The 20,046-nt window shown below is 37.1% G+C and carries 19 protein-coding genes; 6 read left to right on the top strand and 13 right to left on the bottom strand.

What is annotated here, in order from left to right:
• Position 1: 1 nt before the first annotated feature.
• The 6 genes from AB1284_RS03390 to AB1284_RS03365 all read right to left on the bottom strand — a co-directional run bounded on the left by AB1284_RS03390 (position 2) and on the right by AB1284_RS03365 (position 6,007).
• On the bottom strand, positions 2–466 hold the full coding sequence (locus tag AB1284_RS03390) for a hypothetical protein (RefSeq protein ID WP_429751656.1): 465 nt from the start codon (positions 464–466) through the stop codon (positions 2–4).
• Between the two features lie 98 nt (positions 467–564).
• A complete protein-coding gene (locus tag AB1284_RS03385; protein ID WP_429751657.1) occupies positions 565–867 on the bottom strand; it encodes a hypothetical protein in 303 nt (100 codons plus the stop codon).
• A gap of 218 nt (positions 868–1,085) precedes the next feature.
• Positions 1,086–2,768 carry a glycerol-3-phosphate dehydrogenase/oxidase gene (locus AB1284_RS03380; RefSeq protein ID WP_429751659.1) on the bottom strand — a complete coding sequence of 561 codons (1,683 nt, stop codon included), beginning with the start codon at positions 2,766–2,768 and terminating at the stop codon, positions 1,086–1,088.
• A gap of 133 nt (positions 2,769–2,901) precedes the next feature.
• A complete protein-coding gene (glpK, locus tag AB1284_RS03375; RefSeq protein WP_429751661.1) occupies positions 2,902–4,392 on the bottom strand; it encodes a glycerol kinase GlpK in 1,491 nt (496 codons plus the stop codon).
• Positions 4,393–4,405: 13 nt separating this feature from the next.
• Complete coding sequence (locus AB1284_RS03370) at positions 4,406–5,227, bottom strand: MIP/aquaporin family protein (protein WP_429751663.1); 822 nt, start codon at positions 5,225–5,227, stop codon at positions 4,406–4,408.
• Between the two features lie 219 nt (positions 5,228–5,446).
• The gene (locus AB1284_RS03365) at positions 5,447–6,007 is read right to left on the bottom strand and encodes a glycerol-3-phosphate responsive antiterminator (protein ID WP_429751665.1); all 561 of its coding nucleotides are present in this window, start codon (positions 6,005–6,007) and stop codon (positions 5,447–5,449) included.
• A 295-nt stretch (positions 6,008–6,302) separates the two neighbouring features.
• On the opposite strand from AB1284_RS03365, the gene AB1284_RS03360 reads away from it, so the two are divergent.
• The gene (locus tag AB1284_RS03360; RefSeq protein WP_429751666.1) at positions 6,303–7,190 is read left to right on the top strand and encodes an SDR family oxidoreductase; all 888 of its coding nucleotides are present in this window, start codon (positions 6,303–6,305) and stop codon (positions 7,188–7,190) included.
• A 184-nt stretch (positions 7,191–7,374) separates the two neighbouring features.
• On the opposite strand, the gene AB1284_RS03355 is transcribed toward AB1284_RS03360, so the two are convergent.
• On the bottom strand, positions 7,375–7,806 hold the full coding sequence (locus AB1284_RS03355; protein WP_429751668.1) for a VOC family protein: 432 nt from the start codon (positions 7,804–7,806) through the stop codon (positions 7,375–7,377).
• A gap of 287 nt (positions 7,807–8,093) precedes the next feature.
• On the opposite strand from AB1284_RS03355, the gene AB1284_RS03350 reads away from it, so the two are divergent.
• A complete protein-coding gene (locus tag AB1284_RS03350) occupies positions 8,094–8,519 on the top strand; it encodes a VOC family protein (RefSeq protein ID WP_429751670.1) in 426 nt (141 codons plus the stop codon).
• 100 nt (positions 8,520–8,619) lie between these two features.
• Here the strand turns inward: AB1284_RS03350 and AB1284_RS03345 are convergent, their stop codons facing one another.
• Entirely contained in the window at positions 8,620–10,254 is a 1,635-nt protein-coding gene (locus tag AB1284_RS03345; RefSeq protein ID WP_429751672.1) for an FAD-dependent monooxygenase, read from the bottom strand.
• A gap of 348 nt (positions 10,255–10,602) precedes the next feature.
• Here AB1284_RS03345 and AB1284_RS03340 point away from each other — a divergent pair, with 348 nt between their 5' ends.
• Positions 10,603–11,079, top strand: a complete 477-nt coding sequence (locus AB1284_RS03340) for a hypothetical protein (RefSeq protein ID WP_429751674.1) — start codon at positions 10,603–10,605, stop codon at positions 11,077–11,079.
• Positions 11,080–11,374: 295 nt separating this feature from the next.
• Here the strand turns inward: AB1284_RS03340 and AB1284_RS03335 are convergent, their stop codons facing one another.
• The 4 genes from AB1284_RS03335 to AB1284_RS03320 form a co-directional block, all read right to left on the bottom strand.
• Complete coding sequence (locus tag AB1284_RS03335) at positions 11,375–11,944, bottom strand: dihydrofolate reductase family protein (RefSeq protein WP_429751676.1); 570 nt, start codon at positions 11,942–11,944, stop codon at positions 11,375–11,377.
• 352 nt (positions 11,945–12,296) lie between these two features.
• Positions 12,297–13,016 carry an SDR family NAD(P)-dependent oxidoreductase gene (locus AB1284_RS03330; protein ID WP_429751678.1) on the bottom strand — a complete coding sequence of 240 codons (720 nt, stop codon included), beginning with the start codon at positions 13,014–13,016 and terminating at the stop codon, positions 12,297–12,299.
• 353 nt (positions 13,017–13,369) lie between these two features.
• Entirely contained in the window at positions 13,370–14,617 is a 1,248-nt protein-coding gene (locus AB1284_RS03325) for an esterase-like activity of phytase family protein (protein WP_429751680.1), read from the bottom strand.
• 460 nt (positions 14,618–15,077) lie between these two features.
• Positions 15,078–16,193 (bottom strand): RNA-guided endonuclease InsQ/TnpB family protein, encoded by a 1,116-nt coding sequence (locus AB1284_RS03320; protein WP_429751682.1) that lies wholly within the window; start codon positions 16,191–16,193, stop codon positions 15,078–15,080.
• A 356-nt stretch (positions 16,194–16,549) separates the two neighbouring features.
• On the opposite strand from AB1284_RS03320, the gene AB1284_RS03315 reads away from it, so the two are divergent.
• Both AB1284_RS03315 and AB1284_RS03310 read left to right on the top strand, forming a co-directional pair.
• Positions 16,550–17,833, top strand: a complete 1,284-nt coding sequence (locus AB1284_RS03315) for a phytoene desaturase family protein (RefSeq protein WP_429751684.1) — start codon at positions 16,550–16,552, stop codon at positions 17,831–17,833.
• 17 nt (positions 17,834–17,850) lie between these two features.
• Entirely contained in the window at positions 17,851–18,723 is an 873-nt protein-coding gene (locus tag AB1284_RS03310) for an RNA polymerase sigma-70 factor (RefSeq protein ID WP_429751686.1), read from the top strand.
• Between the two features lie 73 nt (positions 18,724–18,796).
• Here the strand turns inward: AB1284_RS03310 and AB1284_RS03305 are convergent, their stop codons facing one another.
• Complete coding sequence (locus AB1284_RS03305; RefSeq protein WP_429751688.1) at positions 18,797–19,324, bottom strand: GNAT family N-acetyltransferase; 528 nt, start codon at positions 19,322–19,324, stop codon at positions 18,797–18,799.
• Positions 19,325–19,795: 471 nt separating this feature from the next.
• Between AB1284_RS03305 and AB1284_RS03300 the strand changes: the two genes are divergently transcribed.
• Positions 19,796–19,987 (top strand): hypothetical protein, encoded by a 192-nt coding sequence (locus AB1284_RS03300; RefSeq protein ID WP_429751690.1) that lies wholly within the window; start codon positions 19,796–19,798, stop codon positions 19,985–19,987.
• Positions 19,988–20,046 lie beyond the last annotated feature (59 nt).

The raw sequence follows: 20,046 nt of genomic DNA, 5'->3' as shown, positions 1-20,046 counted from the left end.
TCTATTTCTCTTTTAGGTGTTGTTGTAATTCGTCTATGACTTTTTGTAAAACAACGTGCTGTTCTCGTGCTAGTACCAATTCTTCTTTTACTAAAGTTAATTCTTCCGTCACTGTATTATGAGTCTCACTTATAACCTTTTCAACTTTTTGTAAAGCATCGTACTGTTCTCGTGCCAGCGCTAATTCTTCCTTTACTAAAGCCAATTCCTCCATCACCGCATCATGAGTCTCACCTATAATCTTTTCATCTTTTTCCCCGGCGATCCTTGCCACATATCCTATCACAGGTAAGGCAATGCCTTGAAAGATGGTCTGTATCGCGTACTGTACCCATTCTACAAGAGTATTTGGATGCTGAAAGAAAAGCGGCACAATCACAAGCCCAAAAACGATGTAAAAACAGGCCATTGTAGAAAACCATAAGGCCAGTTTGTCACCAAGCCATGCATTAAAGCGTCTTATCATTTATCACTCCTTATCTAAAATAAAGTTATTCTTTTGTATATTTGGAGAAAAGAATTTTTGTTCTGTTCCATTTGTTTCGCTATTAAAATGAATTTCCATCAATCTTTTTTACCGTGTTCCAATGACTTAATAAATAGAATGACAGCATTGATGAGAAGATATACAGCTGCAAATCCCCAAATGGTTTGCTCAACAGGTGGAAACTCCGTCTTATAAATAAACGGTCGAATGCTTACATAAATAAAAGCATGATATAAGATTAACCAGTTCATCCACTTAAGGAATGATCTCCAATTTTTCACTGTGATTCCGGCTATAACAACAAGGATTGTAAAAAAAAAGAAACTAAGTAAAAGTCCTGTTAAAAATCCTGTCAATTCATTCATCATTCCCATTATCAAAAATGTCACATCCTTTCCTGCATAGTGTACTATCATCCTATGCAAGAAAGGGACAAGCCGTTTGTACACGTGTACTTTGTAAAAAAATATCATATGTGATTCGTATATATGTCGATTTCGGCACCATTTTACTAATAAAAAACCCAAATTGTGTACTCTACAATTCGGGTTTTAGTTAACAAAACGTGTATATTTATTTAACTAATTAGAAATGCTTTTTACGCCAGCGCAGATGCATGCTCTTGCTGATCAACCGGAACGACAGCGTCTGTTAATGCTGCGTCTAATTCAGCAGCATACTTCAGCTTCTCTTCTCCGCTCCAGTTTAATGTCGCTGCCATATAATTAATTACAGCATCTTTCCATTTATATACCCAGTGAATGTTAAAGAACACTGCTCCCATACGGCGTACGAAGAAATCAACTGGCTTTGTTGTCATTTCAAATTCCATTGCGTATACGAGTGGCAGAAGTACGTCAAGCGGCATATTGTAGCGCTCTGCCTCTCTTTTATATTCTTTCGCTAATTCGAAGAGAACATCAACGTTTGAACCGTAGAACTTTGCAAATTGTTCTGCTTGCTCTACTGTTAAACCAAATTTCTTTCCTTCTTGTGCTTTTTTCGCAATAAATGTTGGGAAGTTTTTAGAACCGCCAACATGACCGCCAGAGATTGGCATATGCTTCGTTGAGCTTACAGGGTATGAACCGTGACCTTCTTTTTGCATTAGAGATGTTACATAATCGACAACCATCTCCGCCATTTTGCGATATCCTGTTAACTTTCCGCCGGCAATTGTGATTAAGCCAGATTCAGAAGTCCAAATTTCATCTTTTCGAGAAATTTCAGATGCACTCTTTCCTTCTTCATAAATTAATGGACGAACGCCTGCCCAGCTTGATTCAATATCTTTCTCTGTAATGTTTACGCTCGGGAACATGTAGTTAATCGCATTAATAATATAGGTGCGATCTTCTGTTGTCATTTTTGGCACTGCCGCATCTTTATCGTAAAATGTATCTGTTGTACCTACGTATGTTTTACCTCCGCGCGGAATCGCAAATACCATACGTCCATCTGGTGTATCAAAATAAATTGCTTGCCCTAATGGGAAACGTTTTTGATCAATCACAAGGTGAACACCTTTTGATAACTGCAATACTTTCCCTTTTTTCGAATTGTCTTTTTCACGAAGCGTGTCTACCCAAGGTCCTGCTGCATTGACAATCTTTTTACCGTACACTTCATATACTTTTCCGTCTAATAAGTCGACTACACGTACGCCGCATACTTTTCCATCTTTGTATAAGAACCCGTCTACTTTTGTATAGTTGACTGCTTTTGCACCATGCTTAATCGCTTCTTTCATGACTTCAATTGTTAAACGTGCATCATCTGTACGATATTCTACGTAGTAACCGCCGCCTTTTAAGCCATCTTGTTTCACAAGCGGCTCTCTCTTCATCGTTTCTTCGCGGCTAAACATCTTTCTGCGCTCACTTCTCTTAACACCTGCTAAAAAGTCATATACGCGAAGACCAATTGATGTACTAAATGCACCGAACGTACCGCCTTTATGGAACGGAAGCAGCATCCACTCTGGTGTTGTTACGTGGGGACCGTTCTCATATACAATTGCACGTTCCTTCCCAACTTCAGCCACCATTTTCACTTCAAACTGTTTTAAATAACGTAAACCGCCGTGAACAAGCTTCGTGGAACGACTTGATGTACCCGCTGCAAAGTCTTGCATTTCAAACACAACTGTTGATAATCCGCGTTTTGCCGCGTCTAATGCAATACCAGATCCTGTGATTCCTCCGCCGATAACAATGATATCTAACTGTTGTTTATTTACTTCATTTAAAACATTTTGACGTTGTTTACTTGAGAATTTCATGGTAATTCCTCCTTTTAATTACGAAAAAAAGAGACCACAAACATCACCATAGAATTGCTTCTATAGCGTGTTGTGGTCTCTCCAAATCTCCTACCGAATTATTAACTTATCATCATTATAACACTGTTTATCATTATTTAAAAGCTTTCGTTGCTTCAATTGCTTTTTTCCAGCCAGCATATAGCTCTTCACTTGTACTCGCTTCCATTGCTGGCGCAAAGCTCTTATCCATATTCCACTGTGCTGCGATTTCCTCTTGATCTTTCCAGTATCCAACTGCAAGACCCGCTAAGTATGCTGCTCCTAAAGCTGTTGTTTCATTTACTTCTGGACGCTCTACTGGCACACCTAAAATGTCGCCTTGGAACTGCATTAAGAAGTTATTTTTCACTGCGCCGCCATCAACGCGTAATGTTTTTAATTCAATGCCAGAATCAGCTTCCATCGCACATAATACATCTTTTGTTTGATATGCTAACGATTCAAGCGTTGCACGTACAAAGTGCTCTTTCGTCGTACCGCGTGTTAAACCGAATACAGCGCCGCGTACTTCACTATCCCAGTAAGGTGTTCCAAGTCCAACAAATGCAGGTACAACATACACACCGTCAGTTGATGCAACACGAGCTGCATACACTTCACTTTCACTTGCATCTTGGAACATACGCAGTCCGTCGCGAAGCCACTGAATTGCAGAACCCGCTACGAAAATACTACCTTCTAATGCGTATTCTACTTTTCCGTTTAAGCCCCATGCAATTGTTGTTAATAGGCCATGCTCAGATGCTACTGCTTTTTCACCTGTGTTCATTAACATAAAGCAGCCTGTTCCATACGTATTTTTCGCCATACCTTCACCGAAGCAAGCTTGACCAAATAATGCCGCTTGTTGGTCACCTGCAATACCCGCAATCGGTACATTTTGACCGAAGAAATGATAATCAACTGTATGACCGTATACTTCAGAAGATGGACGTACTTCCGGAAGCATGCTTGCTGGCACTGTTAACATTTCAAGAAGCTCTTCATCCCATTTTAATTCATGAATGTTGTACATTAATGTACGAGATGCATTGGAATAATCTGTTACGTGAACGTTACCACCAGATAGTTTCCATACAAGCCACGTATCAATTGTTCCGAATAACAACTCACCGCGCTCTGCTTTCTCTCTTGCACCTTCTACGTTGTCCAATATCCATTTTACTTTTGTTCCAGAGAAGTATGCATCAATTAAAAGACCTGTTTTTTCACGAACCATATCGTTATAGCCTTTTTCTTTTAGCTCATCACAAATTTCAGCTGTTTGACGAGATTGCCATACGATTGCGTTGTATACAGGTTTTCCTGTTTCTTTTTCCCATACAACTGTTGTTTCACGTTGGTTTGTAATCCCGATACTCGCAATTTGCTCTGGTTTTACGTTTGCTTCGCTTAAACAGCTTGCAATAACCGCTAAAATCGATCCCCAAATTTCTTGCGGGTTATGCTCAACCCAACCTGGTTTTGGAAAATGTTGTGTGAATTCTTTTTGCGCAACATGTACAATTTTACCTTCTTTATTAAAAAGAATCGCACGTGAACTTGTTGTTCCTTGGTCTAATGAAAGAATAAATTTCTCCATATCTATTTCCCCCTTATGCTACTTTTCTACTATTTGTATTTTTTCCGCTCTGTTTGCTTGTCATATAAGAGATTGCTAGAATAACCACCGTTGCAATTGTTACATAAATAAGTGCTGAGTTTTGCTTTCCTTCAAATACAACTTGATGGAATAATCCTGCTAATGATCCGCCTAAAATCGGTCCTACAACCGGAATCCATGCATATTTCCAGTTCGATCCGCCTTTTCCCGGAATCGGTAGAAGGAAGTGTGCAATACGAGGCCCTAAGTCACGTGCTGGGTTGATTGCGTAGCCAGTTGTTCCTCCTAATGATAAACCAATACTTACAATTAAGAAACCAACAACAAACGGATTTAAACCATCTGCAAATTTATTTGCACCAATTGCTAAAATACCAAGTACTAAAATAAAAGTTCCAATAATTTCACTTAAAAGGTTTGCAAATGTATTTGGAATTGCCGGTCCTGTTGCAAATACGCCTAATTTTGTGCCTGCATCTTCTGTTTCTTTCCAATGTGGTAGGTAATGTAAATATACGATAACTGCTCCAATCATTGCCCCAATCATTTGTGCTGCGATATACATAGGTACGTCGCTCCAAGGAAATGCTCCTTTAAACGCAAGTCCAATTGTTACCGCTGGATTTAAATGTGCTCCGCTAATTGATCCAACTGCATATGCAGCTACTGAAACCGCTAAGCCCCATCCCATTGTAATCACAATCCATCCTGAATTTTGCGCAAATGATTTCTTTAAACTTACACCAGCACAAACGCCGCCGCCAAGAATGATTAGTAATGCTGTCCCTATTAACTCCCCTAAAAATGGTGACATATAATCCCTCCATAATCAAATTAAAACGCTTACAGTGAAAGAGACAAATTGAATGGCCATTCATTTTTTTCAAAAGAAAAAATCCACAAATACACGTTTCTATAAAAATATAGAAACAATGAAATGTGGATCTCTTCTTTTCTCCGTCACGTTTATTAACTTGTTTATAATGTTAACCGTAAATGAAAGCGGTGTCAATTAAATTTTTTCACATTTTCGTCACTTTTTATGAAAATGTTTCCATAGTTCTTTTTTCGACGTTGTAATCGCTGTTGCACCAGCCTCTAACGCCCTTTCCACATCATCAACCGTACGAATAAATCCACCTGCTAAAATAGATATTCCAGTCCGTTCCTTCATTTCTGCAATTACGTCCGTTAAAGCCCCCGGCAACACTTCAATGTAATCTGGCTTTGTCTTTTCTAAAAGAGCACAACTTTTCTCCATTGCACTAGAGTCAATTAAGAAAATGCGTTGAATCGCAACGACACCTTTTTGCTTCGCTTTCATAATCACACTTGATTTCGTAGATAACAAACCATATGGCCGAAACTCTTGGCAAACATACTCCGTTGCATACCCATCACTTTGCAAGCCATGAATTAAATCAACATGTAAAAACACTTTTTTACAATGCTGCTTCGCAAGGGTCACTACACTTTTCAACTGAGCGACATGAATATCTAAAACTACAATATATTCATACGAACTATGTAACAGTTTCTCTAAATCTTTTATTTGCCGAACAGCTGGTAATATTTTTTGTTCATGAAATTCCATTCGAAAATCCCCTTCTTTATGTCTTCCTATTTCTTATAGTACACAAATTAAGGAAAAAGAAAAGATAGTACAATGAAAACACCTGTCTTTTTAGACGGGGGCAAAGATATCGACGCTTCGACATGCGAGTAGCCGGGCCACTGAAACTAGATCATATCGAAGAATTGTATATGTATCCTTCATTTTTGACAGATATTAGGCTGTATGAATCACTAAATTATTAAATTAAGAGGAATGAACGAAACTCCCCTTCTAGGCATAAGTTAACAAAAGAGACCTTGAGAGGAGAAGAGAAATGAACCAACAACAATACGTAATAAGAACAGAAAAGATACCCGTTCAATTCCCTCCTCAACATCAGCCATTTCATCCAGGTCTTGAATACTTAATGGTACCAAGACCTATTTCAGAAATCGGCACCTATCGGGCAGCAGGCAAATTACAGGGAAAAGTAGCCATTATTTCAGGTGGTGATAGCGGGATTGGAAGAGCAGTTGCGTATGCATTTGCTAAGGAAGGGGCAAATATTGTTATTGCATATTTAAATGAGCATATTGATGCACTAGAAACGAAACAGCGTGTTGAGCAACTAGGACAACGTTGCCTTGCCATCGCTGGAGATTTAGGACAAGAAAAAACAAGCCATCAAGTGGTCCAGCAAACCTTATATGCGTTTGGTAAAGTAGATATTATTGTAAATAACTGTGCGGAATCTTTCCCGAAAGACCGAATAACAGAAATTACCGGTGAGCAACTTCTACGAGTTTTTCAATCCAATATTTTTTCTTTTTTTTATTTAACGAAGGCCGCTTTACCTTATTTAAAACAAGGTAGTTCGATTATAAATACAGGATCCGCATCCGCATATGAAGGACAGCAGGGAAATCTTGATTACGCTACAACAAAGGGAGCCGTTATTACATTTACCCGATCACTAGCCCTCGACTTAGTGAATGATGGAATTCGTGTAAACGGTGTTTCGCCAGGACCAGTTTGGACACCCATCATCCCTTCAAGTTTTCCTGCTGAAGAAATGATGAGTTTTGGTTATGGGACACCAATGAAGCGAGCCGGTCAGCCGTATGAACTTGCCCCAGCGTATGTGTATTTAGCCAGTGATGATTCGAGTTATGTCACTGGTCAAATCATCCATGTCAATGGGGGGATGAGAACAAGCAGTTAATAACGCCAAAAAAGGATGAGGAAAGCTTTTAGAAAATGAGTGTTATCTCAATTATTTGAAGGTTGGAATTCTCCGAAGCTATATACATTCAGCGTTTGCAGTTCCATTTTAATCAAACTTTATTCCAATCCAACAAAAATAAAAAGAGCTGACTTTTTTTGTGGTCAGCTCCTGCTTATATGAATTATTGTTGGCAAGCAGCCGTTGAAACTTGCCATTGTACACCGAATTTATCTTTCAATTGGCCGTATAACGGACTCCAGAAAGTTTCTTGAAGCGGCATGATGACTTGACCGCCGTCCTGTAATTTTGCAAATACCTCTTCTGCTTTTTCTGCACCTTGTATGTGAATTGCTATAGTCAATTGTGATCCAACAACTTCGTCCGGCTGACCTGGGAACGTATCAGAAATCATCAGATCCGTATTCCCAATTTTTAAATGTGCATGTAACACACGATCTTTTGCCTCAGCAGGAATCGGGAACTCCGGATTTTCTGGCATACCTCCAAACGTTTGAAGGCTTTCCACTTTTGCATCCAATGCATTTTCATAAAACTTAACCGCTTCTTGCCCATTACCATTCGTCACTAAATAAGGGTTAATACCTAAAATCATCACAAACACCTCTTTCTAAAATGTTTAGTAGTCATAAACATATGTAACCACAAAACAAAAACAGAACATATGTTTCTATTTCATTTTATCATATATTACTTGTTTATGGAACTCTTTTACTTCATTTGTGCACTAAAAAAAATCGACACTTCTTATGAGGGATTTAGCCTTAACGTACAAAATTCGCAAGATGATTCTTGGAGTATGGCATCCTTTCGTTTACACGCTAAAGTGTTCTAAAAGAGGAAATGCCTGAAATATAAATATGATGAAAAGGAGATGAGTAGATGAAGCTGAATCATTTGAATTTATGTGTTGATGATTTATCGGCAGCGAGAGCTTTTTTTGAAACATTTTTTGATTTTCAATGCTTAGAAGAGAAAGGAAAAGCTCTTGCAGTAATGAGTGATAATGATGGGTTTATTCTTGTATTAAGTGATCCAAAAGCATTTAAAGGGGGAAAAGATGCGATATATCCAGAAGCTTTTCATATTGGTTTCTTAGTAGAAGAACCAAATAAAGTTGATCAAGTATATAATCGCTTAATAGAGGGCGGTATTGAAATAGATAAAGAACCTTACAAGATGAGAGGTAGTAGTTACGGCTTCTACTTTACAGTATTTAATGGATTGTTGATTGAAGTTTCTTGTCTTGACTATAAAGATGGTAAAAGAATCTCAAAACTTAATGCTACTAAAGATTCTAAACGTTAATAAACTATCGGATGCTTTATATGAAAAAAGGCTCTCTAAATGTAAAGAGCCTCTACTAACTCAGCAGTATATCTAAAAACTTTAAATACAGCGCTCAAAATTATTTATCATTTACAGATGAATTGCATAATATGCAATTCATCACCTCTTCAAGTACTAAGTCAGGGGTTAGTACTTCTTCTTCTGTACGCCATCCAATGAATCCATCTGGTCTTACGAGCACAGCCCCTTCAGGATTTACTCCATATAACATCCCAAAAATATTGTCCTGATCAACAAAATCTCCTGTTGGACAAACACAGTACACATTTATGCTTATTCCTAAATGAGAAGCAACAGTTTGTGCCGCAGTTGACCAAGAGTTATGTTCTGAACCAGTAAATAGTACAAAGTTTCTCCCCAGTAAATCAAGTATGGAAATACGCTTTCCTTCATAAGTACCCCACATATGCGGAGCTCGTGTACCGGGTCTTCCGCTGAGCTCTAAAAAATCCATCCTATGTGGGGTTGAATCTTGATCGATAATTGCTGCCGAACGGTATTTGTAACCTACAGTAATAGCTAGGCTATCCATGTTATTCAGATTATCCTCTTCTTTATTCGCAGCACGGAGCAATATACTGCTTGCATAATCCGTAGTTAATTGTACAACGGGATACCTCTCTTCATGGTAGGTTTCTAGTAATTTCGGATTCGCTTGATCATGTATAACCGCAGCTAATTTCCAAGCTAAATTGTGGACATCTTGAACACCTGTATTTGAACCAAATCCTCCCGTAGGCGGCATAAGATGAGCAGCATCACCAGCTAAAAAAACACGATTATCCTGAAAACGTACCGCTGTACTTTCTGTCGCTTCCCAAGGTGAAATGCTTAGTATTTTCACATTCAGATTTGGCATCCCCATGGCTTTTTGAACAATTTTTTGGCAACGCTCTGCAGAAAAATCTTCTGGTGTTTCCCCTTTTAAAGGATGATACGCAACATGATAAATCCACCGATCGCTATTATTAACTGGAATAAGTGCACCTAAAACTTCAGGATGTAAAATCATAGAAAAACCAAAGGCATCTCCTTGTATGAGATCGCTCAAATCCGCTTCAAAGTAAATGTTTATATAATGCCCTCCGATATTACCGCGACCAGTAGTTGGAATACCTGCATGTTTACGTATAGAACTTTTGGCTCCATCTGCCGCAATTAAATAATCACTATGAATCATCTGTTCTTCCTTCGTTTCACGATCTCGTACAATAGCAGTTACTCCTATATCATCTTGCTTGTAAGAAACAAGTTCATGATTAAACCACAGCTTCCCGTCTAATTTTTGGGCCTCTTGCAGCAACATCGGTTCTAAATCAATTTGATAACAAGCTGTTACCTTTGACGGGCTAATCTTTGTAATGATTTCAGACATACTTTCATCATTTTCGGCCTGAGCTATTCTAACCCTTTTTAACTCTTCATGATCTGCTTCAGCCATTGTATTTACAGCAATCCTTCCGCGGCAGTTCTCTAGTGGCTTTCCTGCGGCGCGAATGTTTTTTTCTAATCCTAATTCTCGGAATAATTCCATCGTACGAAAAGTAATGCCCCCTGCCTTCGGATGAATAGCAGTCGTCGCATGCCTTTCAATCAGTAAATAATCAACTTTATGATGCGCAAGAAATAATGCAGAAGTTAGCCCTGTCAAACCTCCTCCAATAATTAAAACTGGAACATGATTAGATCTCATATATATGCCCCTTTCATATAGTACTTACGTAAATTTCACTGAGCTCAGTAGCCTAAATATAATAAGAAAATTCCCAAAAATATAGACTTATTTTTCAAAATTATTTATCATATAGATAGAGTACGCCCTAAAATACATTTATATATATGTAAGAAGAGCATCCGGAAAAGTTCTTCAAACTGGACATCCAAAAAGAAAAGCTGAAATATCTTATTTTGATTAAAATAAGATATTTCAGCTTTTCCTTTTTATAACCCCGTTTTCGTAAGAATTGTTGCTATCTTGACCATACTATACTGGTAAAAGGTTGACTTTCAACTAGTAAATTGGAGTTAAAGGAGGGGTAACATGAAAGATGAGTTGAGTATAAATATCTATTTAGATGAAACTGACACCCCATTTTCAAGATATTATAGCTCAGATGATGTTCACCTAAGCTCTGACCTTGAAGATTTTCTTTTGTCAAAGCTGCACAGCGGCAAAAGAAAAGAAGTAGACATATTTTTTTTAGGTCAGAATGATTTTGACGAAAAGTCATTGAAGACTGCCACAGTTAACACTTTTTCTAACCTCTTGAACGAAGAGGAATATACATATGCTAGAAATGTCAAAAAGGCTATTGTTTTGTTTGTGCTTGGTATTATTGTTGGGTTGATATACCTGAAGCTTTCAAGCACTCATGCTTATACTGCAGGAGTATTAAGCATTGTGTGTTGGGTTTTTATTTGGGCAGGTACAGAAGTTTATTTTTTTGACAATCGGCAAATCAAACAAAAAATTAGGAAATGCCAGAGCATTCTAAATGGTAACGTGAGCAAAAAATAAAATTTCGGTAAGTTTTTACATTTACGAAACTGATTTTCGGATTCTATCTTGTGCATTGATTTGGGTTATTGTTTGGACTTGGAAATCGCGATGAAGATGAAATAGAAAAAACATGTTTTGAAAAAATGTTTTATTAAAAATCAAGAAAATGATTAGAAACCTTTAAAATTGAATCGTGTAAAAAAGGATAGATGAACAAGGAGGAATACCTGCTTACATCTATCCTTTTTTGTACAACCAATGACCTCATTTACCATAACAACATTTTTCCTACGCCCTTGGATTTTCCATATCATTATTTGTCATTAAGATGATAGCATAGTTGAACAACGCCAGAGGAAAACCTTTTTGTATGAACCAGTTTTAGATTCACCCTCTGCTTTATATCAATAAACAAGGGTTTTCCTTCTCCTAAAATAACAGGGTGAACAGATAATCTAAATTCATCAACAAGCCCTAAATTGATAAAAGTTGTAATAAGGCTCGCTCCGCCATAAAGCCAGATGTCTTTACCAGGCTTATTCTTTAATTTATTTACTTCTTCGGAAATATTATCATTTATTAATGTTACTTTATTATCAGTCCTTTTTTGCGTTCTGGAAAACACATATTTCTCTTTACTATGAACTAATTTCCAAATTTCTTTTTCGGTATCAGAATCTTCATTTTCTGGAGTATATTGCCCCCATAAATCATAGCTTTTTCTTCCGTATAAAATAGTATCAATATGATGTAAGAAATGAATGAACTCCATATCAGAGTCCATGATGCACCAGTCTACTTCCCCTTTTTTCCCTTCAATAAATCCATCTAAAGTAACTGCTAAATCTAAAATTATTCTTCTTGGTCTTTTGTTATTGGACATAGTTTTTCCTCCTTTTACTCCTGAAAGATTGTTTCTTCCACCAGGCTTTTGTATATTTCTTCATACTTGTCGGTCGTATGCTTCAGCGTAAAGTTACTAAAGTTATTGAACTAATCTGCCGGTTAGTTCAATAAGAGCAATTGATACTTTTCTCCTGTCTCATTAAAAAAATATTTTAGACTATAGAAAAAAATATTAGATTATTAAAAAATAGTTGTAAACTGAAAAGATGTTTTCTGTGTAGCGTGAAATTTTTAAAAATCCCTTCAGGATATCTGAAGGGATTTTCCATTTACATAATTCTTGTTATCGGTAGTTAAGTATCTAATCTTTAAGGAATTCAACTGATTAATTAGACTTTTGTTTCAAACATCGCTGGAATATTAATTTCTTTTACACAAGAAGCCTTAGAAAGATTAATTACACATCTAACTAATAAAACAATATCTTGGAGTGGAATTTGTGTGCCATTATAAGTCGATATAACTTTTTCTATACCGTCTTCATAAGGAATTTGTGTAGCTATTTCACCTGGATTGATACATGTTACACCTATGCCATACTTCTTTAGATGCTCCCGTAAAGAATTGCCGATACCGCGCAATCCAAATTTTGAAGCCACAAATGAAACTTGCGTAAAATCAGTATTTTCTAGACCAGCTGTTGAACCTATCAGCAAAATTTTCCCATTTTCTGATTTTTTTAGATTAGGCAACAGCCTTTGTATACAAGTAATTGAGGAGATTACATTAACATTGATAATTTCTGCAATTTCCTGGGGATCATCTTTCTCAAAATTATAATCATCTCTAAATCCATTTTTCTCCCATATTCCGACATTATATATTAATACATCTATGATATCGTCATTTAAAAAACGAGCAATCTTATCGCATGAAGTAGGTAATGATAAGTCAGCATCTATCCAAATTCTATGGATTCCATCATTAATTTTCAAACTCTCTGGGCGACTTCTAGAGACGATCCACACCTTATCGCCTCTATCAGGTAATCCTTTCACAAAAGCATCTCCTAATCCTTTGCTTGCTCCAAATATAATAAAATTTCTCATGATTCCCTCCTTTATTAGCATTATATTTAATTCTGTTTCTCATAAGTTAAACTGTCTGTAAAATACAATGTTGTATATCATATTTATGTGAGATTTACATAACATATCATTTTTTTAATGGAACAGTAAAACCCCCACCTCAAGATTCAGAGAAAATTGAGGTGGAGGATGAAAAAAATCGACACCTTTTTATCCCGCATTAACGGGCAGTAAGATCCCCGTCTCAAGATGCAGAGAAAAGCGAAGAAGATAGGTGGGGATAACTGCCCGTAAAAGCCCGATTGGTGAGAGCTTTCCGTCAGTGGGAAATGAAAAAGATCCCCACTGACGGAAGTTTCACTTTATGTAAGCCTTCAGTTTTTGATAGGTGCCTTGTTTGACAATACTTCAAATGCTAGGAACTGTGTTACCTGGCTAGAGTTGAAATTATTATCTGAAACTAGTACAAGACTGTCGTTCCCGTTTGCAAGTTTAGGGCCCCAAGAGATGCCTTCGATATTATCAAGTTTAGATAAACCTAATGTGTTCAAATCTAGAATCAGACGCTTTTTCACAGGCTTACATTTGCTTTTTTGTAACGAATCTATATTACGAATATCACTTGCTCCGTTAAGATCAACCTCGTAAATACGAATATAGTTTTTAAAGCTTCCATCCTCACCTTGTACACCAGAGCGTTCAATTGTTAATAACTCGTGGTTGTTTACCGCAAGGATTTCTGACACGCCATTATCTGCGTATTTACCAGGCGCTGGCGCTTTTGGAATTGGATCAACAGGGTATGCGTACTGTCCTAGTACATTCCCTTTGCGATCGTATTGAGTAATCCGTGAAAGTGCCCCGGAGTTTGTAGTAGGTATAGGCCCGTCCTGATATAATGGACCTTCCATTGCAACCCACAGCGACTTACCGTCGGGTGCAAACGTAGAACCTTCAAAACTCAGGTTATTACGCGATCCAATCTCTTGTGTTGGTGATACTTTAAACATTTTCGGCAGAGGCAATGTAGACAAGTATTGTCCATCACGAGTGGCATGGTTCACGAAAGGATTTAAGCCAAGAGAACGATCGCCCTCACTCGTGTACCAAATACTCCCATCTAACGGATCAATGTTTATAGATTCAAAATCTGGAACTTCTCCGCCCTGAGTAGCGTATTGTGTTTGATTCGGATAAACGCTTCCGTCAGCTTGCTTTAAAAAATTCACTCCGGTCAATTGAACAGAATGAAAATCTTTGAGATTATAGTCGAGCTTAGCATTATAAAAACGCGCAGGATTATAACTGGATCTGTCATCGCTTATCATAACCCATGTGTCACTTTTAGAATCGTACCTAATTCCTGAAAGACCACCCACAGTAGTTCCTTCAAAATTCTCATTGAGCGGAATTTGTTTTTCTCCAATAAACCTTAGACTCTTAACGGAATGTTTTTCGTTTACTTTATTTACACCATTCTTTTCCTTGCTAGAATGGTCATCATTTTCCTGTGATACATTTTGCTCAGCAGCATGAATCGTAATAGGTGATAAAACGAGACAAGCACTTAATGCAGCAACACTTAAAACGTTAAAATACTTAGGAAACTTAAGTTTTTTCATCATACTCTCCCTTTCCTACGCTTATTTTTATACATCACTATTTCCTTCATACAAAATTACCCTTCTAAAATAACACTCGGATATGAATTTCCATTTAAGAAACTATTAAAAAAAGGTAAATAATTGTCAAAATTTTAAATAAAATCGTTACATTTGCAATAAAAATGTTCAAGAACGCCAGTCATGTTATTCCGTTAAAGGGCTAAATTATGAAATAACTATTTAGTAAAGGTAGCATCTGCGAATTGTGCCACCATATGTCCAATAGTCAACAACCCACCACTTAACACCCTTACGGGTCGTTTGAAGTGGGGGCTTGCGTCTGTCAGAGTTCGACAGTGCTCCTACCCTCATAGAGAGCAACTACGCTTATTCCTACCCAGTAGTGCGGACGAGCAACGCTCTCCTACCTTGGTGTGGTGGAACATAAGGACGGTTGACTTTGCCCTTACTACAAGAGCTATACTCCTGTAGTAACTACACCAATATGTTCAATCCCTTTACGGTGTAGATTCATAGCACCGATACGGTCATCATTTGACTTGTATTGACAGTTTTTACAACAGAATGTGTGTAATTTCTTATTACGGTTTTCTTTCTTGATATGCCCACATTTAGGGCAGGTTTGCGAAGTATATTTTGGGTCTACGACAATTACCTTCTGTCCGTTCATTTCTGCTTTATATTCCAGTATCTTACGGAACTGGTAGAAAGCCCAAGATACAGAAACATAGCGGTCTTTCACTCGTACTTTTTCAGTTGCGGAACGAACACCTGTTAAGTCCTCTAAAACAAACATAGTACCTCTAGGGTATTTATCAACGAGTGCCTTTGTAATTTGATGGTTTACATCAGTTACATAACGGTTTTCTCTTGAACCAATTTGTTTTAGTTTTTTACGAGCAGACGGTGTTTGTCGCATTTGCACCTGTTTACGAGTAGCTTTAAACTTACCACGCTTATGCTTAACAACATTTCCGTTGTAGAAAGTAGTTTTCCCCTGACTATCATAAGTGGTAGCAAGAAAGTTGATTCCTAAGTCAATACCGACAATATTGTTTACATCTGCGTAATCTAATTCAGCAAATTCTTTTGTCATTGGAATGTGTAAGAACCATTTTTTATGTTTATGCACAAGTTTAGCAGTTCCAAACTTCCAAGTATTATTAAAGTATTTTTTCATAGCCTTGCGTTCATAATTCAATTTAAGACGACCATCAAGTGTATTTACACTAAATTGGCTCTGAGTTAATGAGTAATCACGATTCCAAACAAGGTCATATTCTGGAAGTTTAAATTCAATTAAAGACCATTCATGTCCATTTGATTTAGCTGACTTGTATCGAGCAATCACTGTTTTCATAACAGATTGAGCCATTTGACTTTTTAGTCCAAACTGATTTCGTAAGTTAGAATAGTACAAGTTATTCAAGTTTACTTGATTTAGATTTTTTGTTTCAAAGATATGCTTTGATAGCCAATTACAAGCTTTACGATAAGCGTTAGTTGTTATCTTTAGGCTTTCAGCTTGATTTCCAGAAACATAGATTTGTATTTTCGCAGTAATTGTAGACATTATTCTCACCATCTTTCACTAAATATAGTATAACAAAATCTTAGTGAAATTAAATAACCTAAATAGGAGGAAGGAGGAGGCAAGGTGGAAGTTTCAGATACTTAATATGGTACAAAATCTTACGATTTTTAACGTACCATATCTTATCTGACGGCAATTCCTCCCCCACTTATCGTTGGGATACGCCCTGCACACGATTGAAGTAGGGGTATCCTTGCCGATTTTAGATGAATATATCCCACAGGTAAACCGGTTCTTATATTCGGCTAAAAAAAGGTTTTCATAAATTAAGTTTTTTTGTCACAATTGAAACCCTCTATCCGTCTTGATTAATGAAAAGAATAGGAGGAATTTAAATGAATAAATTTGATGTCGTCATTATTGGTGGTGGGTTTGCTGGATTAACAGCTGCTCTTTTTCTAGCAAAGGAAGGTAAGAAGGTAGTGGTACTTGAGAAATCAGACCGATACGGAGGACGGTCGATGACCATTAATAAAAATGGCGTTCTCATGAACCTAGGTGCACATGCCCTTTATAAAGGCGGTGAAGCAATGAAAATATTTGATGAACTCGGGATTACAATCAAGGGAAATGAACCGTCTACGGGTGCACATGTTATTTGGAAAAATGAGGTTTATCAAGTACCGATGGGTTTACGTTCCTTATTTTCGAAGCAATTTCTTAATGGTTTAGGGAAGGTCCGTCTTGCAAAGCTTATGTTTCATCTCAGTAAAATGGATGTGAATTCGGTTTCAAATGAAAGCGTGCAAGTTTGGGCAGAAAGAGAAATCATTGATCCAATGGTACGCCACTTCTTTTATGCATTATGTAGATTAACCACTCTAACATATGCTCCAAGTATACAGCTGGCTCATCCAGTTTTGAGACAGCTCCAGAGGGGGATGAAAGAAGGTGTTCTCTATGTCGATAATGGTTGGGAATCTATTGTAACCGAATTAAGGTCTAAAGCTGTTAGTTTCGGTGTTAAACTTCTTGAATCTATGAATGTGAATAGTATTGACCACAATGGCCAAGTTGAACGAGTGAGTTGTACGAATGGAGAATCGTTTGATGTAGAAAGTGTGATTATTGCAACACCTCCTAACGAGGCATGTCGCCTTGTACCCCATGTTGAAAAAACCTCCCTGTATCATTGGAAGGAGGAAGCAATTCCTGTAACCGCATCCTGCTACGATTTAGGATTAAAAACGTTGCCTAATATAAATCATCAATTTGTGCTGGGACTTGACCAACCAGTCGCCTTTACAAATCAATCTAGGGCCGCGAAGCTGAGTAATGACGGAACATCCGTAGTTTCCTTGGTTAAATATCATGATTTAAATAGAAGTTCAACAGATTCTCGAACAGATCAACAGCAATTGGAACATACAATGGATTTGCTTCATCCAGGCTGGCGAAAAGAAGTGGTCGAACAGCAATATTTACCTAAAATAACCGTTGTGCATAATTTTCCTCATACCGGTAGAACGGAAAAACCTGGTCCAGCAGTTCCAGAAATAAAGGGCCTTTATATAGCAGGAGATTGGGCAGGAGACGAGGAATTATTGGTCGATGCAGCTGTTGCAAGCGCGAAACGTGCAGTATTACACATATTGAAAAAAGATTGGGTGTTAATATGAATCAAGAGAAAAAGAAGATGGAATTAGAACAAATTTATCAAGATTACAAGCCACTGCTTTTTTCTCTAGCATATCGAATGCTAGGAAGTGTGATGGATGCAGAAGATATTGTACATGAATCATTCGTTACTTTTGCAAAACTTAAAGATTCCAAGTCCATTACAAGCGTAAAAGCCTATTTGTGTAAAATTACGACCAATTGTTGTATTGATCACTTAAGGTCTGCTGCCCACAAGAGAGAAACTTATGTGGGCACATGGCTTCCTGAACCGATTGTGGAAGATTACCTTGATGATCCGGCTAATTCATATTTTATGAAGGAATCTTTATCCACCGCCTATATAATGTTGTTGCAACAGTTATCTGAAGTTGAAAGAGCGGTGTTTCTTTTACGAGAAGTCTTTCAATACGACTATGATGAGATCGCCTCTATGGTGGATAAAAGCAGCACAAACTGTCGGCAAATATTTCATAGAGCAAAGAAAAGCCTTGTATATGAACCGAATGTTTACCAACAAGATTACCAGCAATTTAGTAACTATGTAGAAAGGTTCACTACGGCATTGCAAAACGGTGAAATTTCAGAAATGATTCAAATGTTGCAGAAAGACGCAATCTTTTATGCAGATGGTGGTGGGAAAGTTACAACTGCACTTAAACCTATTTATACTGCGGATCGAATTTCACACCTATTCTTGAATGTAATCAAAAGGTTACCTGAAGGTGCAGTGTTCAAATTTAAAAAAGTTAACGGTGGACCAGGGGTTGTTATTATGATTAACGGTTACCTAGCCTACGTAGTTTCATTTGAGTTTAAAGAAGGGAAAATCAATTCCATTTACATGGTGGCGAATACTGATAAGCTTAGCCATTTAAACGAAAATATCTAAAGGGTTATCCAAAACAGCAATAAAAAGGAATCCATAAAAAGATTCCTTTCTTCATTTTATATTTAAAAATTGTTTACAATCCTAATTTCATTTCATAATGTGATAATTGTTTTCCTGGGTAATCCTTATTACCAGTAAATTCAAATCCAAGTGTCTCTAATACTTTACTTGATTTAGCATTTGCAACCTTAATTCTGGCAATTAATTTTTTAATTTTCATTGAATTCGTAGCATAATGAATAGATGCATTTGCCGCTTCTGTTGCATAACCTTTCCCCCAACATTCAGGGTCTAATAGATACATAATCTCAATATCTTCTTCTTTTTCATCTATATACCTTAATCCGCAATGACCTATAATTTTCTTTGTAACGTTATCTAATATTGCCCATACCCCAAATCCATATTGATTCCAGTGATTCACAAATTTCTCAACGTAAATTTTTGTTTCTTCTTTAGTCATTCCTTTAGAAGAGGCCAGCCATTTACCTACTTCATCTTTTTTAACAATTTCATAAATATCATCAATATCTTCTAAACTTAGTTTTCTCATATAAAGCCGATCTGTACTGATTGTTTGTCCGTTTATTGTAATATTCATAAATGTTTACCCCTTTATATAATAATCACATAAAAGTTATCAAAATCTTAACAGTTAAATTTTATCATATTATACAAATACACGGTAATAACACATGTATTTAGTTAACATAGCACCATGTATCAGCAGTTTAACACCTTCCCGAAAATTACAATTTATGTTAATTTAATAATAAAGTGAAACTTCGATCAGTGGAGAGTTTTTTCATCTCCTACTGATGGAAAGCTCTCACCAATCGGGCTTTTACGGGCAGTTATCCCCCACCTACCTTCTGTAGAAAAGCGGAAGCGGCTCGCCCAGAATCACAGGACGTTGGAGCACCCGACAGAGAGGCGCTTTTTGCCTCGTCCGAGTGGGCGAAACGACCGGAGATTCTAGCCGCTAGAGTTGGACAACGCTTTTCTCTGAATCTTGAGGTAGGGGTTTTACTGGCCAAACCACAATATCAAACAGAACGAGGAGTGCTAAATTATGAGCTCATTTTCTTATATACTTGGTATATTTCTGATTATTATTGGTGGTTTTAATATGTATAAAAGTCTTCGTTTCAGATTTTCGAAGTACGGTGTACCTATAAAAACAACAGTTGCGCCATTCTGGATCATTCAACTTGGAGGATCTCTACTAATTATAAGTTTAGGTATCTTTCTAATTATGATTTAAAACAAAGCGAATTCTACATGAATTAACTTTGTTGGTTCACATATATACAATATGATTAA

It is taken from the genome of Bacillus sp. S2(2024) (assembly GCF_050474045.1).
Taxonomy (GTDB): domain Bacteria; phylum Bacillota; class Bacilli; order Bacillales; family Bacillaceae_G; genus Bacillus_A; species Bacillus_A yunxiaonensis.
Note: the sequence above shows the minus strand (reverse complement) of the source record. Positions and strands in the feature narration are given on the sequence as shown.

Excerpts from the sequence above, each read along its gene's own strand:
- AB1284_RS03355 (WP_429751668.1), bottom strand. The coding sequence starts at position 7,806 with ATGATTTTAGGTATTAACCCTTATTTAGTGACGAATGGTAATGGGCAA.
- AB1284_RS03320 (WP_429751682.1), bottom strand. The coding sequence starts at position 16,193 with ATGTCTACAATTACTGCGAAAATACAAATCTATGTTTCTGGAAATCAA.
- AB1284_RS03360 (WP_429751666.1), top strand. The coding sequence starts at position 6,303 with ATGAACCAACAACAATACGTAATAAGAACAGAAAAGATACCCGTTCAA.
- AB1284_RS03305 (WP_429751688.1), bottom strand. The coding sequence starts at position 19,324 with ATGAATATTACAATAAACGGACAAACAATCAGTACAGATCGGCTTTAT.
- AB1284_RS03330 (WP_429751678.1), bottom strand. The coding sequence starts at position 13,016 with ATGAGAAATTTTATTATATTTGGAGCAAGCAAAGGATTAGGAGATGCT.
- AB1284_RS03335 (WP_429751676.1), bottom strand. The coding sequence starts at position 11,944 with ATGTCCAATAACAAAAGACCAAGAAGAATAATTTTAGATTTAGCAGTT.
- AB1284_RS03390 (WP_429751656.1), bottom strand. The coding sequence starts at position 466 with ATGATAAGACGCTTTAATGCATGGCTTGGTGACAAACTGGCCTTATGG.
- AB1284_RS03315 (WP_429751684.1), top strand. The coding sequence starts at position 16,550 with ATGAATAAATTTGATGTCGTCATTATTGGTGGTGGGTTTGCTGGATTA.
- AB1284_RS03325 (WP_429751680.1), bottom strand. The coding sequence starts at position 14,617 with ATGAAAAAACTTAAGTTTCCTAAGTATTTTAACGTTTTAAGTGTTGCT.
- AB1284_RS03310 (WP_429751686.1), top strand. The coding sequence starts at position 17,851 with ATGGAATTAGAACAAATTTATCAAGATTACAAGCCACTGCTTTTTTCT.
- AB1284_RS03300 (WP_429751690.1), top strand. The coding sequence starts at position 19,796 with ATGAGCTCATTTTCTTATATACTTGGTATATTTCTGATTATTATTGGT.
- glpK (WP_429751661.1), bottom strand. The coding sequence starts at position 4,392 with ATGGAGAAATTTATTCTTTCATTAGACCAAGGAACAACAAGTTCACGT.
- AB1284_RS03340 (WP_429751674.1), top strand. The coding sequence starts at position 10,603 with ATGAAAGATGAGTTGAGTATAAATATCTATTTAGATGAAACTGACACC.
- AB1284_RS03365 (WP_429751665.1), bottom strand. The coding sequence starts at position 6,007 with ATGGAATTTCATGAACAAAAAATATTACCAGCTGTTCGGCAAATAAAA.
- AB1284_RS03345 (WP_429751672.1), bottom strand. The coding sequence starts at position 10,254 with ATGAGATCTAATCATGTTCCAGTTTTAATTATTGGAGGAGGTTTGACA.
- AB1284_RS03350 (WP_429751670.1), top strand. The coding sequence starts at position 8,094 with ATGAAGCTGAATCATTTGAATTTATGTGTTGATGATTTATCGGCAGCG.
- AB1284_RS03380 (WP_429751659.1), bottom strand. The coding sequence starts at position 2,768 with ATGAAATTCTCAAGTAAACAACGTCAAAATGTTTTAAATGAAGTAAAT.
- AB1284_RS03370 (WP_429751663.1), bottom strand. The coding sequence starts at position 5,227 with ATGTCACCATTTTTAGGGGAGTTAATAGGGACAGCATTACTAATCATT.